Annotated in this window: 19 protein-coding genes and 1 other RNA gene; 8 read left to right on the forward strand and 12 right to left on the reverse strand. The window is 68.9% G+C overall.

Annotation, left to right across the window (positions count from 1 at the left end; all coding sequences use genetic code 11):
• Nucleotides 1-61 precede the first annotated feature (61 nt).
• Together EFJ44_RS10400 and EFJ44_RS10405 are read left to right on the forward strand one after the other, a co-directional pair.
• Nucleotides 62-265: a hypothetical protein gene (locus EFJ44_RS10400; RefSeq protein WP_125257146.1), complete on the forward strand. Its 204-nt coding sequence runs from the start codon at nucleotides 62-64 to the stop codon at nucleotides 263-265.
• Nucleotides 266-268: 3 nt separating this feature from the next.
• Nucleotides 269-589 (forward strand): hypothetical protein, encoded by a 321-nt coding sequence (locus tag EFJ44_RS10405; protein WP_125257147.1) that lies wholly within the window; start codon nucleotides 269-271, stop codon nucleotides 587-589.
• Between the two features lie 3 nt (nucleotides 590-592).
• Here the strand turns inward: EFJ44_RS10405 and EFJ44_RS10410 are convergent, their stop codons facing one another.
• Nucleotides 593-1312, reverse strand: coding sequence for an SIMPL domain-containing protein (locus EFJ44_RS10410; protein WP_125257148.1), 720 nt, complete (start codon nucleotides 1310-1312; stop codon nucleotides 593-595).
• 51 nt (nucleotides 1313-1363) lie between these two features.
• Nucleotides 1364-1588 carry a ribbon-helix-helix domain-containing protein gene (locus EFJ44_RS10415; protein WP_125257149.1) on the reverse strand — a complete coding sequence of 75 codons (225 nt, stop codon included), beginning with the start codon at nucleotides 1586-1588 and terminating at the stop codon, nucleotides 1364-1366.
• Nucleotides 1589-1722: 134 nt separating this feature from the next.
• On the opposite strand from EFJ44_RS10415, the gene EFJ44_RS10420 reads away from it, so the two are divergent.
• Entirely contained in the window at nucleotides 1723-2667 is a 945-nt protein-coding gene (locus EFJ44_RS10420) for a DMT family transporter (protein ID WP_241209759.1), read from the forward strand.
• Nucleotides 2668-2674: 7 nt separating this feature from the next.
• Here EFJ44_RS10420 and EFJ44_RS13865 read toward each other — a convergent pair whose 3' ends face one another.
• Nucleotides 2675-2851, reverse strand: coding sequence for a hypothetical protein (locus EFJ44_RS13865; protein ID WP_164511901.1), 177 nt, complete (start codon nucleotides 2849-2851; stop codon nucleotides 2675-2677).
• Nucleotides 2841-3041, reverse strand: a complete 201-nt coding sequence (locus EFJ44_RS10425; RefSeq protein WP_125257150.1) for a DUF4169 family protein — start codon at nucleotides 3039-3041, stop codon at nucleotides 2841-2843. Before EFJ44_RS10425 ends, EFJ44_RS13865 begins: the two co-directional genes overlap by 11 nt.
• Nucleotides 3042-3145: 104 nt before the next feature.
• On the opposite strand from EFJ44_RS10425, the gene EFJ44_RS10430 reads away from it, so the two are divergent.
• Nucleotides 3146-3538, forward strand: coding sequence for a YccF domain-containing protein (locus EFJ44_RS10430; RefSeq protein WP_125257151.1), 393 nt, complete (start codon nucleotides 3146-3148; stop codon nucleotides 3536-3538).
• On the opposite strand, the gene fumC is transcribed toward EFJ44_RS10430, so the two are convergent.
• Entirely contained in the window at nucleotides 3539-4930 is a 1392-nt protein-coding gene (gene fumC / locus EFJ44_RS10435) for a class II fumarate hydratase (protein ID WP_125257152.1), read from the reverse strand. It abuts the gene before it with no gap.
• 84 nt (nucleotides 4931-5014) lie between these two features.
• On the opposite strand from fumC, the gene EFJ44_RS10440 reads away from it, so the two are divergent.
• Nucleotides 5015-5635, forward strand: a complete 621-nt coding sequence (locus tag EFJ44_RS10440; RefSeq protein ID WP_125257153.1) for a peptidylprolyl isomerase — start codon at nucleotides 5015-5017, stop codon at nucleotides 5633-5635.
• On the forward strand, nucleotides 5623-6003 hold the full coding sequence (locus tag EFJ44_RS10445) for a RusA family crossover junction endodeoxyribonuclease (RefSeq protein ID WP_420897391.1): 381 nt from the start codon (nucleotides 5623-5625) through the stop codon (nucleotides 6001-6003). The genes EFJ44_RS10440 and EFJ44_RS10445 overlap by 13 nt, the downstream gene beginning before the upstream one ends.
• Here EFJ44_RS10445 and EFJ44_RS10450 read toward each other — a convergent pair.
• From EFJ44_RS10450 to ssrA, 4 genes are all read right to left on the reverse strand, one after another.
• A complete protein-coding gene (locus tag EFJ44_RS10450) occupies nucleotides 5988-6395 on the reverse strand; it encodes a GFA family protein (protein WP_478213078.1) in 408 nt (135 codons plus the stop codon). The genes EFJ44_RS10445 and EFJ44_RS10450 overlap by 16 nt on opposite strands.
• A gap of 52 nt (nucleotides 6396-6447) precedes the next feature.
• The gene (locus tag EFJ44_RS10455; protein ID WP_125257156.1) at nucleotides 6448-7209 is read right to left on the reverse strand and encodes a C13 family peptidase; all 762 of its coding nucleotides are present in this window, start codon (nucleotides 7207-7209) and stop codon (nucleotides 6448-6450) included.
• A 75-nt stretch (nucleotides 7210-7284) separates the two neighbouring features.
• Entirely contained in the window at nucleotides 7285-7761 is a 477-nt protein-coding gene (locus EFJ44_RS10460; protein WP_125257157.1) for an SspB family protein, read from the reverse strand.
• Between the two features lie 81 nt (nucleotides 7762-7842).
• Nucleotides 7843-8205: a transfer-messenger RNA gene (ssrA, locus tag EFJ44_RS10465) on the reverse strand.
• 84 nt (nucleotides 8206-8289) lie between these two features.
• Between ssrA and EFJ44_RS10470 the strand changes: the two genes are divergently transcribed.
• Nucleotides 8290-8841: a hypothetical protein gene (locus EFJ44_RS10470; protein ID WP_125257158.1), complete on the forward strand. Its 552-nt coding sequence runs from the start codon at nucleotides 8290-8292 to the stop codon at nucleotides 8839-8841.
• On the opposite strand, the gene miaA is transcribed toward EFJ44_RS10470, so the two are convergent.
• Entirely contained in the window at nucleotides 8838-9710 is an 873-nt protein-coding gene (miaA, locus tag EFJ44_RS10475; RefSeq protein ID WP_125257159.1) for a tRNA (adenosine(37)-N6)-dimethylallyltransferase MiaA, read from the reverse strand. The genes EFJ44_RS10470 and miaA overlap by 4 nt on opposite strands.
• Before the next feature lie 52 nt (nucleotides 9711-9762).
• On the opposite strand from miaA, the gene EFJ44_RS10480 reads away from it, so the two are divergent.
• Nucleotides 9763-10830, forward strand: a complete 1068-nt coding sequence (locus tag EFJ44_RS10480) for an Mrp/NBP35 family ATP-binding protein (protein WP_125257160.1) — start codon at nucleotides 9763-9765, stop codon at nucleotides 10828-10830.
• On the opposite strand, the gene EFJ44_RS10485 is transcribed toward EFJ44_RS10480, so the two are convergent.
• A complete protein-coding gene (locus tag EFJ44_RS10485; protein ID WP_125257161.1) occupies nucleotides 10827-11369 on the reverse strand; it encodes a dihydrofolate reductase in 543 nt (180 codons plus the stop codon). The two genes, EFJ44_RS10480 and EFJ44_RS10485, sit on opposite strands and share 4 nt — an antisense overlap.
• 624 nt (nucleotides 11370-11993) lie before the next feature.
• The gene (locus tag EFJ44_RS10490) at nucleotides 11994-12851 is read right to left on the reverse strand and encodes a thymidylate synthase (RefSeq protein ID WP_125257162.1); all 858 of its coding nucleotides are present in this window, start codon (nucleotides 12849-12851) and stop codon (nucleotides 11994-11996) included.
• Between the last annotated feature and the right edge of the window lie 23 nt (nucleotides 12852-12874).

The raw sequence follows: 12874 nt of genomic DNA on the forward strand, positions 1-12874 counted from the left end.
CGGAACCGTGGCCGTTCCCCGCCGTTACGGCCGACAGTCACTCACCCGGAGGGAGGGTCCCATGGCGGACAACATCAACAACAACGGCGGCGGCGGCGGAAACACCGGCATGGCCTTCATCGTCGGCGCGATCGTGGTCGTGCTCGCGATCGTCGCCTACTTCGTGTTCGCGCGGGGCGGCATGGGCGGCGCCGAAACCAAGGAAGTGAACGTCGACGTCGACCTGCCCGAGGTGTCCGCCCCGGCCGTCCCCGGCGGGAACTGACCCATGACGGATCCGAACCTGCCCCCTCGCGACGACCGGCCCGACGTCGTCCATCATACGACGATCAACAATCCCCCGCCCTCGGGCGGAGGCGGCGGCTGGCTGGCCTTCCTCATCGGCGGCATCGTGATCGTGCTCATCATCGTCGCCGTGGTGCTGTTCAACGGCGGCGGCATGGGATCGGTGGACGAAACCAAGGTCGATCTGGACGTGGACGTCCCGGCCCCCAGCATGCCGGATTTGCCGGAACCGAAGCTGCCGGAGGCTCCCGAGCTTCCGACGGTCGAGCCGCCGACCACCCCGGCGCCCTCGCCTCAGGGGTAGGGATCAGCGAAGCCCGTAGGTGATCGTGGTGACGACCCGGACCTTCTTGTCCGGAGTCGACCCCTCGGCGTCGACCTCATCGCGCGCCAGGATCTCGAACGATCCCTGCGTCGCCTGCCTGATCGGTCCCAGCGCCGCGCCCGAATCCTGGGCGAAGCGCTGGGCCCCGGTCTTCGCGGCGGCCGTCGCCTGACCGATCATCTCCGGCCGCACCTTGTTCAGGCCGGTGAAGACGTAGGTCGGTCCGACGTAGTCCTGCAACACCACGCCCTGACGCACGAGCTCGCTCAGCGCGCGGCTGGTGGACTGAACGCGCGCCACGTCCCCGGTCCGAACGACCACGGTCTGGCTGAGGATGTAGCGGGGGCCGTTCTGCTGGCTGCCCCACTCGCGCGACTGGGTGTCGGCCACCGACAGCTGGCCCAGGGTCACCGCGTCGGCCGGATAGCCCTGACGAGCCAGAAAGGCGCGGACCGTGCTCAGATCGGCGTCGATCCGCGCCTGCACGTCGCCGAGGACGTCGCCGGACGCGGTGAACTTCAGCGGCAGGACCGCCAGATCGGCGCGAACGTCGCGCTCGGCCAGACCGCGCACGGTGACGGTGCGGTCGCCCACCCTCGCGTTGACGAGCCCCTGACCGATCAGGCCCCCCGCCACCGCGGTGCCCAGGGCGATGGCCCCGCCGACGGCGAGGGCCGGGATCAGACGCGGATCTGTCGGCATGTCATGGCTTCCCCGAAAACGCCGAGAGGAAGCGCCCGAAAGGCGCGGCCGTCAATCGTCCGCGAAACGGCGGTCTCCGGAAGCCCAGGCGAGGGCCAGCAGCCGGCAGGCAGAGGCGAGGGGCGTCCGGCCGCGCCGCTGGTCGATCCGCTTCATCAGACCGGAGACGGGCAGCGACATCTCGGTCGCGATCCCGTCGAGGACGGCCCAGAATTCAGGCTCCAGCGCCACCGAGGTCGCGTGGCCGGACAGCAGGACGGAGCGTTTGCGAAGCATCCCGGCAGATTAGGTGGAAGGTGGACGGGCGTCGACGACGCCGTTTCGCCGAGGTCGTAATCACAAGGTCTCCTTATGCGTTTGGTCTTCCTATCCTCGTTGCGGCCCTTGCACCCGCGGCGCACTTCTGGCGCATGACCTCCGTGACCGAAAAGCTTGCCCCGCGCCCCGGATCGACCCTCACCAGGGCGACACTGATCTCGATCGGGGCGGTGGCCCTGTGCGCCGTCATCTGGGGCACGACGTGGTACGGCATCACGTGGCAGCTGGGCGTGGTCGAGCCGATCGTCTCGGTGACCTGGCGCTTCGGACTGGCTGCGCTGGTGCTGTTCGCCGGCATCGCCCTGGCCCGGCGACCGATGGGGCTGACGCGACGCCAGCATCTGGAGGCGGCGGGGCAGGGGGCCTTCACCTTCGCGGTGTCCTACGCCTTCACCTACCAGTCGGAGCAGCACGTGCCGTCGGCCATCGTGGCGGTGATCTTCGCCGCCCTGGCCTTTCTGAACCTCAGCCTCTTCCGCGTCGCCGCGAGCCAGAAGGCGCATGCCCTGTCATGGGCCGGCGCGGCGCTGGGCGTGGTCGGGGTGGCGGTGCTGTCGGGATCGGAATTGCTGAGCGCGCGGCTGGGGCCGCAGGCGGCGCTGGGCATAGGATTCGCCGTGATCGCCGTGACCAGTTCGGCCTTCGGCAATCTGTTCGCATGGCGCGCGCAGAAGGCCGGCGCGCCCCTGCTGGCTTCCACCGCCTGGGCCATGGCTTACGGCACGGGGATGCTGGCGATCTACGGCGTGGCGACGGGCGCGGAGTTCCGGATCGAGCCGACGGCCGGATACCTGATCTCGCTGACATACCTCGCCGTCCTGGGCTCCGTCGTCGCCTTCGTGGTCTATTTCTGGATCGCCCGCACGCGAGGGTATGCCTTGGCCAGCTACATCTCGGCGCTGACGCCGCCGATCGCCATGCTGGTGTCGGTGACGTTCGAGAACGCGCGGTTCGGAATCTGGGCCCTGGTCGGGCTGGCCGTGGTCATCGCCGGACAGGCGCTGATGATCCGGGCGGCCCGCGCCAAGGCCGCCTGAGATCGCCTCACCAGATCCAGCCGCGCTTCTTCCTCGGCCGGGGCTTCTCCTCGCCCTCGGGCAGCGGGACTTCCGCGGCCTCACGCCGCCGCTGCTCCTCGAGAAAGCGCTTCTTGCGCAGCACCGCCATCAGCGGGATCAGGCCGTGGGTGATGCGGGGGTCACGGCGAGGATCAGTCGTCATCGGGGCGCTCCGGGTCTCGGTCCCTGCGGTGTCCGTCCAGCGCACGGTCGCGGGCCAGCCGTTCCAGCAGCGTCTGCTGCCTCTCCGGCTTCGGCCGGCCGTGGACGGCGCGGTTCTCGACCGCCTTCGCCTTCGCCGCCGCCCTGTCGCGGGCCTTCCTCGCCTTGTTGAGGTTCACGATCTCCGCCATGCGGCGAAATCTAGACCAAAGTGTCGGCGAATTCACTGCCGCCCCGGGGGGCTGGGTCGTATTCGTCCATTGCGGGCCATCCGGGCGTGCATGAGGAGACCGAGTTGATCGCGCTGATCCTGAACGTCCTGTGGCTCATCTTCGGAGGCCTCATCGCCGGCATCGGCTGGCTGATCGGCGGGGCGATCCTGGCGCTGACGATCGTCGGCCTGCCGTGGACCTTCGCCGCCTGGCGCATCGCCGCCTACACCTTCTGGCCGTTCGGGCGCGAGGTGGTGTGGCGGGACGACGACGGCATGGACCCCGGCCGCGGGCCCCTGGGCGCGGTGCTGAACGTGATCTGGATCGTTTTCGCCGGCTGGTGGATCGCGCTGGCGCACCTGATCTCGGCCTTCTTCGAGGCCATCACCATCATCGGCATACCTTTCGCCCTGAAGGACCTGGAACTGGCCAAGCTTGCCTTCGCCCCGGTGGGCCGGACGATCCGGGAGAAATGATCAACCGGGGCCGATCATCTTCTCCGGCCGCACCGCCTCGTCGAACTCGGCGTCGGTCAGATAGCCGCCGCCGACGGCTTCTTCCCGGAGGGTCGTGCCGTTCCTGTGCGCGGCCTTGGCGATCTTCGCGCAGGCGTCGTAGCCCAGTTTGCCGTTCAGGGCGGTGACCAGCATCAGCGAGTTGTTCAGGCCGCGTTCGATGTTGTCGCGGCGGGGTTCGATGCCGACCACGCAGTTGTCGGTGAAGCTCACAGCCGCGTCGGCCATCAGGCGCACCGACTGCAGGAAGTTGTAGGCCATCACGGGGTTGAAGACGTTCAGCTCGAAGTGCCCCTGCGATCCCGCGAAGGTGACGGCGGCGTGGTTGCCGAACACCTGCACGCACACCTGCGTCAGCGCCTCGCACTGGGTCGGGTTGACCTTGCCCGGCATGATCGACGACCCCGGCTCGTTCTCCGGCAAGGCCAGTTCGCCCAGGCCCGAGCGCGGTCCCGATCCCAGGAAGCGGATGTCGTTGGCGATCTTGAACAGGCTGGCCGCCACCGTGTTGATCGCCCCGTGGCTCATGACCATTGCGTCATGGGCGGCCAAGGCCTCGAACTTGTTCGGCGCCGTCGTGAAATTCAGGCCGGTGATCTGGGCGATCTTGTCGGCGACGCCCTCCGCGAAGCCGATCGGGGCGTTCAGACCGGTCCCCACGGCGGTGCCGCCCTGCGCCAGCTGCGTCAGGTCGGGCAGGGTGCTCTCGATCCGCTCGATGCCCTTGGCGACCTGCTGGACGTAGCCGCCGAACTCCTGGCCCAGCGTCAGCGGCGTGGCGTCCTGGGTGTGGGTGCGGCCGATCTTGATGATGTCCTTCCACGCCTGCGCCTTGTCGTTCAGCGCGTTGTGCAGCTTCTGCAGCGCGGGCAGCAGGCGGTGGACGACCTCTTCCGCGCAGGCGACGTGCATGGCCGTGGGGTAGGTGTCGTTGGACGACTGGCTCATGTTGACGTGGTCGTTGGGATGGACCGGCGTCTTCGACCCCATCTCCCCGCCCAGGAGCTCGATCGCCCGGTTCGAGATCACCTCGTTGGCGTTCATGTTCGACTGCGTGCCCGAGCCCGTCTGCCAGACGACCAGCGGGAAGTGCTCGTCGAGCTTGCCCTCGATGACTTCGTTCGCGGCCTGCACGATGGCCGCGCCCAGTTTCGGATCCAGCCTGCCCAGCGCCATGTTCGTCTCGGCCGCGGCGCGCTTGACGATGCCCAGCGCACGGACGATCGGCAGCGGCTGCTTCTCCCAGCCGATCCTGAAGTTGCCGAGGCTGCGCTGGGCCTGCGCGCCCCAGTAGCGGTCGGCCGCGACCTCGATGGGGCCGAAAGTGTCGGTTTCTGTGCGGACGTCGGTCATGGCGCGGCGGGCTCGTCAGGCGTGGCGGGAAGGTGCGGGCGGGTGTAGCACGGACGGATGGACGGGCAAGGCGAGGGACGGGACATGAGAGCGGGGATCATGGTCGTGACGGCGGTCGCGGCGGCGCTGGGCGCGACGGCGGCGGCGGGCCAGACCCCCGACGCGCCGCACGACGTGCTGCTGGACACCGAGGCGGGGGTGATGATCCTCGATCTCGACTATGTCCGCGCACCCATCACCGCGTGCAACTTCGCCCGCTACGTCCAGTGGGGCGACTATGGCCATGGCGGCTTCTTCCGCTCGGTCGTGGCCGCGACCAACGACAACCCCAATCCGATCGACGTGATCCAGGCGGCCACGCCGCGCGGTTCGGACGACGCCCTGCGCCCGCCCATCCCGCTTGAGCGGACGTCGCTGACGGGGCTCAGCCATGTCGCCGGCGCGGTGTCCATGGCGCGCGACGGGCCGGACACGGCGACCTCGAGCTTCTTCATCGTGACGCAGGACGCGCCCTCGCTGGATTTCGGCGGGGGTCGCAACCCCGACGGTCAGGGCTTCGCCGTCTTCGGACGCGTGGCGGTCGGGCTGGACGTGGCGCGGGCGATCCAGATGCGCCCGACGGATGGACAGGAGCAACTGACGCCTCCGGTGCGGATCAACGCCGCCGTCATGCTGGCGCCGCCGCCCGAGGTCTGCGCTCCTTGACCCCCGGCTGGATCGGGACGGGCAAGGTCCGGGCGCGCGAAGTCGGCGACGTGGTGGAGATCACCATCGACGGCCTGACGACCCAGGCGAAATACTACAAGCCGCTGGTCTACGAGTTCATGCGCAAGGAGTGGCGCGGGGCGCGGCCGTCGTGGGGCGACCACGTCGTCGAGATCCGGATGGAGCACGTGGGCGAGCCGCCGTGGATGGATCTGGACAACCTGGCCAAGGCCCTGCTTGACGCCATCAAGGGCTATCTGTTCCACGACGACGCCCAGGTGGCGCGCCTGCTCGTCGAACGGCACGAAGGCGAGCGCGAGCGGATCACGATCCGGGTCTTTCCGCGCGGATCTCAGGGGCCCGGATAGCGCTCGAACTGGGGCAAGGCCTGCAGATCCGCCATCCAGCCGATCCTCTCGGCCGTCTGGATCTGCGCCTGCAAGGGCAGGGCTGACGGGTCGTCGAGCGTGGCCGTCTGGACGTCGATCTGGTCGGGGAAGATCAGCGCATTGGTGTAGAAAAGCCCCGTCCCGCAGGCGGGGCAGAAATGCCGGCGCCCGTGTTCCGACGAGGCGTATTCGCGCGTCTCGCCGTCGATGCGCACTTCCGCCGCCGGCGCCAGCGCCCAGGAAACCGCGGGCGCGCCGGCGCACTTGCGGCAGTCCTCACAGTGGCACAGGGCATGACGTGCCTCAGACGGCATCGAATAGCGGACCGCGCCGCAGTGACATCCGCCTTCCAGCGCCTTCGCCTCCCGAATGTTCTCGCTATGTTCGTAAAGCGGGCGCGGTGCGTCAAGCCCCGCGTCACGGTCAGCCGCGGAAGGCGTAAGTGGTCGTCAGCAACGGCCGGATGTCGCCGCCGATGAAGACCTGGGGCTCGGACGCCGGACGGAGGCCTTCGGCCGTCTCACGGCGCGCCACGCAGGTTCGCGCCAGTTCGGACAGGTGGATGAAGTCGGTGGCGTTCGGCAGACTTTCGAGCACGCAGCCGTCGAAATAGGGATGGACGGCGTCCTGGCTGCAGCCGAACGAGGAGCGGTCGCGGCGGGCGGCCGTCATGATCATGCGGTTGGGGCCCTGCAGCTCGGGGATGAAGACGCCGGAGAAGCAGGCGGAGACGACGACGACCGTCGGGCGCTCTCCGCACCATTCGTCGACCAGCTGGCCCATGCGGGCGGGGCTCAGCTGGCCCTCAGTCCCCCAGGTGATGCCTCGCGTGTTCCCGTGCGACGTGAAATACAGGAAGCAGCCGACCGTCGCCCGGCGGGCCGTCTCGCCGATTCCGGCCAGGACCTGGGCGCCTGTCGAGGCGTCCGCGGCGTCCGGGCGGAGCGTGAAGTCGACGAAGTGACGCGCCTCGAATCCCTCGGCCTTGAACGCCGCCGTCAGGTCGCGGCGCGAGTTGTCGAACGCCACGATCGGATCGCCGCGGCTGGTGCGCCAGTCGGCGGCGACCACGGCGGCGGCCCAGCCGTCGAAGGGCGAGCGCGGCTGCTGCGGGAAAGACGGCGTGGTGGCGCAGGCGGACAGGGTCAGCGCGGCGACGGTGGCGGCGACGAGCGTGCGGATCATGAAAGGGCCCCTTCAGCTTCCGGGACCATTGATCGCGACGCGGGGGCGGGGGTCAACCCGTCCGGACCTGACGGCCTACTTCTTCCGGAACTGGTCCAGCGAGACGACCTTGGGACCGTCGTCGCCCGACGGTGGCGGCGGCGCCGGGGTCGGCTCCGGCTCCGGCTCCGGCGCGGCGGCGCGCGCCTCGAACTGCAGGATGAACTGGACGGACGGATCGTAGAATCGGGTCACGGCGGCGTAGGGCACCGTCATGACCTTCGGCAGGCCGCCGAACTTCAGCATGACGGTGAAGCGGTCCGGCTCGACCGCCAGGTCCCAGTACTGGTGCTGGAGGACGACGGTCATCTCCTCCGGGTACTTGGCGAGGATGTCCGGCGGCAGGCTGACGCCCGGCGCCCGGGTGACGAAGGTGATGTAGAAGTGGTGCGCGCCGGGGATGCCCTCGGGCATCGCGGCGCGTTCCAGGGCCGCGCGCACGACGCCTCGAAGGGCGTCCTGGGCGAGAGCCTCGTAGTTCATCTCGTCGACCGGCGGGGTCTGGTCGGCCATGCTCACCTCGGCTGGGATGGGCACGACATAGCGGCCCGCGCACGACGAAGGAAGCGGCAGAGAAGGTCAATGGGGCGAGAAAGTCCCGGGCTTCTGTTGCCAGGCGCCCGGGGAGCCCCGCCCCGGGATCTGAACCCCGAGGACTTAAGTGTTCGAAATCACCCGAACCGCTTACGCGGCGAGAGCGACTTCTCCAGCGAAGTTATCGTTCGCAGTTAGTCAAAGGCCCGATACGGTGGGCCAGGACGGGCGAAAGCAACCTCTTTACACGTCCGTCGATGCTGGTCGGCCCCGCGCTCCCCGCTGATAACGGAAGGGAGATTGGTGGAGCCGCCGGGAATCGCACCCGGGTCCGGTCCGCTTATTGCAGGCACGTTTATCGCCATAGTCCGGGCGAACCCGGACGGACCCAATATAGGCGCGCGAAAGGTTCATTCCAAGTTTCCTGCCGGCGTGGCGTTCGCGCACTGGCGGGGTCAAGGCTCGCGGGCTTGATTGAGCCGGTTTTCAGCACAGGATTTTCTTCTGATGTCCCCCCTCTTCCGCGCCCTCCTGATTGCCGCGTCCCTGGCGTTCGCCACCGCCGCGCCCGCCCTGGCGCAGGATTTGTCGGCCGAGGACCGGGCGACGGTCTCCGCCCGCTTCGAGACCCTGCACGACAAGGTCGTGGGCGGGGACATGTCGGCGGCGATGGACATGCTGCCGCCGGGTGTGATCGACGCCATGGCGGCGCGCTACGGCGTGACCCCGGAGCAGGCGCGAGAGGCGGCCCGGGAGGTGGCGGCCCAGGTCATGAGCGGCGTCGAGGTCACGGAATATCGCGTCGACGTCGACGGCGCCGAGGTGAAGCGGACCCCGGACGGGACCCGCACCTACCTGATCGTGCCGCTGCACATGACGATGCGGATGCCGGGCCTGACGGCGAAGGCCTACTCGCCGACCCTCGCGTTCGAGGTCGACGGCGTCTGGTACATGATGAACGTCGAGGAAGCCGAGCAGGCTGCCGTCCTGCGCGAGGTCTATCCCGAGTTCCGGGACGTCGGGTTCCCGAAGGGCACGATGGAGATCGTCGAGGACTAGGGCGCCGTCCGCGGCCAGTCGGGCGTCTGGTTGCGGAACCAGGTCAGCTGGCGCTTGGCGTAGTTGCGCGTGGCCTGACGGACGGCGTCCATGGCCTCGTCCAGCGTGACCTTGCCCTCTAGGTGGGCCGCGAAATCCCGCACGCCGACCGCCTTCATCGCGGGCAGGTCGGGGTCGAGGCGCCGTCGCGTCAGCGCCCGCACCTCGTCCAGCGCGCCCTGTTCGACCATCAGGCCCACGCGGCGGTCGCAGTTGGCGTAGAGGGCGGCGCGCTCGGGCTCGATCACCAGCCGGTCGTAGGTTCCGGGTGTCAGCAGCGGCCGCGTCTCCGCCTGCCAGTCCGAGAGCGCCCGGCCGGTCGTTTCGAGCACCGCCCAGGCGCGCGTCAGGCGCTGGCGGTCACCGGGAGCGATGGCGGCCGCCGCGCGCGGATCGCGTTCGGACAGGCGCGCTCGCAGGGCGTCCTCGCCCAGAAAGTCGTAGGTCTCCTGCGCCGCATCGCGCGCGGACGCCGGCACGTCGGGAATGTCGGCGATCCCCTTCGTCAAGGCCGTGAAGTACAGACCCGTGCCGCCGACGATCAGGGCGGGCCGCTCCTGCGCCCTGAGCTCGGCCAGCAGGGGAGCGACGGCGCGGGCCCAGCGGCCGACCGACCAGGCGTCCGCCGCGTCGGCCACGCCGTAAAGCCGGTGCTCCGCCTGGCCCTCATCCTCCGCCGAGGGCCGCGCCGAGAGGATTCGCAGGTCGGCGTAGAGCTGCTGGCTGTCCGCGTTGACGATCGCCGCGCCCGTCTCCCGGGCACGCTGCAGCGCGAGGGCCGACTTGCCCGAGGCCGTGGGGCCGGCGATCAGGGTGACGAGGGCGCTCATCCGGCCCGCTTAGCCCCTCCCGCCCGGGCGGGGAAAGTCGTAGATGCGGCCCATGCCCAGCAAAGACGACGTCCTGACCGCCCTCGACCGGATCATCGACCCGAAGACCGGTCGGGGACTGGTCGCGTCAGGGCGGGTGCAGGGGCTGGTCGTCGCCGACGACAGGGCGGGGTTCGCCCTCGACGTCCCCGCAGCGGACGCGGCCCTGTATGCGCCCGTGCGCGACGCGGCCGAGGCGGCGCTGAGGGCGCTGCCGGGAATGGCGCGGACGTCCGTCGTGCTGACGTCCGAGACGCCGCCGGTCGCACCGCGCCGCACCGCGTCCCTGTCGCCGCAGGCCATGGACCAGACGCGCCCGCGCGCCCCCGTGCCGACCGAAAGACCCGCCCACGTCCGCAAGGTGCTGGCCGTCGCCGGCGGCAAGGGCGGGGTCGGCAAGTCGACCGTGGCGGTCAATCTGGCCGCCGCCCTGGCCGCGCGCGGTCTCTCCGTGGGGGTGCTGGACGCCGACGTCTACGGCCCCTCGCTGCCGACGCTTCTCGGGATCTCCGGCAAGCCGGCCTACGTCGACGGCGCCATCGAGCCTCACCGGGCGCATGGGTTGAAGGCCATGTCGGTCGGCCTGTTGACCCAGGCGTCTGACGCCATGGTCTGGCGCGGGCCGATGGCGTCCCAGGCCCTGACCCAGATGCTGACCCAGACGCGCTGGGGCACGCAGGCCGAACCGCTGGACCTGCTGGTCGTCGACCTGCCTCCCGGCACGGGCGACGTCCAGCTGACGCTGATCCAGAAGACGCCGCTGGACGGGGCGGTGATCGTGGCGACGCCGCAGGAACTGGCGCTGGCCGACGCGCGTCGGGCCCACGCCCTGTTCGAGAAGGTCGGCGTGCCGACGCTGGGCCTGATCGAGAACATGACGGGCGAGGTGTTCGGGCGGGGCGGGGCCGAGGCCGAGGCGGCACGGCTGGGCGTTCCCTTCCTCGGCGACCTGCCGCTGGACGGGGCCCTGCGCCGGGCCAGCGACGCGGGGACTCCGGCGGTCACGACCGAGCCGGAGGGGGAGACCGCGCGGCGTTTCGCCGGGTTCGCCAGGGCGCTGGCCGATCGGCTGGGCCTCTAGCGGCGTTCCAGCGTGCGGAAGGTGAAGGCGTGGTCGTCCTTCTCGCCCGGCTCGTGCCGCTCGGAGAAGACTTCGGTCCAGCCGGCTTCGTCAAACGGGGGGAAGAAGGTGTCGCCGTCGGGCGCCGCGTCCACCTCGGTGATGTGCAGCACCCGCGCGCGCGGCAGGGTCTCGGCGTACAGCCTCGCGCCGCCGATGACGCAGATCTCGTCCACGCCGTCCTCGGTCGCCTGTTCGCGCGCGATCTCCAGCGCCTCTTCCAGCGAACGGCTGACCAGGGCCTGGCCCATGGCGGTCCGCGCCTGCCCGTCCTCGCCCCAGCCCTCGTCGCGGGTCAGCACGATGTTAAGCCGGCCGGGCAGGGGCTTCAGCGGAAGGCTCTCCCACGTCGCCCGACCCATCAGGCACGGCTTGCCGATCGTCAGCGCCTTGAACCGCTGCAGGTCGCTGCGCAGCCGCCACGGCAGCCCGCCGTCTCGCCCGATCACGCCGTTGCGGGCGCGCGCGACGACCAGGGACAGGCGGGGGATCACGTGCATCGAGGAAATTTGAACCCACGCCGGCTCAGCATTCGCTTAAGTTCGCAATACGTCTGCTCAGATGTCTTAGCGCCTTGGAATGTTTCCCGAACAAAAGGTTCCTTCCAGATGCGCTCGAAACACTCGCTGATCTGCTGCTCCAAATTATTGACAGATCGCCCTCTTATTATGCGAAAATCGTTCGCAAACATAGCGCAGCGCTCGTAGTGGTTTAGTATATCTATCAATTTGCTTCGATACGGGTTTATTCTCTTTATGCGTGATAGTTCTTCAAATTTGGCGTCGATCTCTTCAGATAACTTGGCGCAATGTTGAAATTCGGCAACCCGAGAGTTCCTCAAAAGAGCGTATGCGGCTACACAAAACGAAAGCAGCGCTGCGATCGGCGCCAAGAGCGTAACCCAAAGGGGTGGCCCGCCATTTTCGACGACGGTGATGATCAAGCTACTTCTTCGTCGGCGGCTTAACATTGTGATTTGTTGTCGACACGCTGCGAGTAGCTCCCTTCGGAGAACCACTGTTTGTGCGAACCGAGCCCGTGACGGTGCGCGAGCCAGCCGACCCAGATCTCGAAGAGCCAGAACTCGGCGGCTTGGAGGGGGGCTTAGCCATATTTCATCAACCCTAGACTGAAACTTGCGCCTTAATGTGCGGCCAAGCTTCATAACCTTCAAGCGTCACGTCCTCGCGGGTGAAGGCGAACAGGTCGTCCCGGGGTGTCAACGTCAGGCGGGGCAGGGGGCGCGGCGTGCGCGACAGCTGCTCGCGCGCCTGCTCGACATGGTTCAGATACAGGTGGGCGTCGCCGAACGTGTGGACGAACTCGCCGGGCTCCAGCCCCACGACCTGCGCCATCATGTGGGTCAGCAGGGCGTAGCTGGCGATGTTGAACGGCACGCCCAGGAAGACGTCGGCCGAGCGCTGGTACAGCTGGCAGCTCAGCTTGCCGTCCGCCACGAAGAACTGGAACAGACAATGGCAGGGCGGCAGGGCCATGTCGTCGACGTCGGCCGGGTTCCACGCCGTCACGATGTGACGCCGGCTGTTGGGATTGCGCGTCAGGCTTTCGACCACCTTCTCGATCTGGTCGATCACGCGCCCGTCGGGCGCCGACCACGAGCGCCACTGCTTGCCGTAGACGGGGCCCAGCTCGCCCTCGGCGTCGGCCCACTCGTCCCAGATGCGCACGTCGTTCTGCTTCAGCCAGGCGATGTTGGTCTCGCCGCGCAGGAACCACAGCAGCTCCACGATGATGCTGCGCAGGTGCAGCTTCTTGGTGGTCAGCAGCGGAAAGCCCTTCGACAGGTCGAACCGCATCTGACGGCCGAAGACGCCCAGCGTGCCGGTGCCCGTCCGGTCCCCGCGCTCGGCCCCGTTCTCCAGGATGTCGCGCAGCAGGTTGAGGTACTGCCACTCGGGATGGTCTGCCGGCGCGGCCTGCGTCTCGGCTTCCAGAAGGGCGCGGTGGGCGAGGGCGTTCATCCTCCCAGACTGACCCCCAAACC

It is taken from the genome of Brevundimonas fluminis, from assembly GCF_003934285.1.
GTDB lineage: Bacteria > Pseudomonadota > Alphaproteobacteria > Caulobacterales > Caulobacteraceae > Brevundimonas > Brevundimonas fluminis.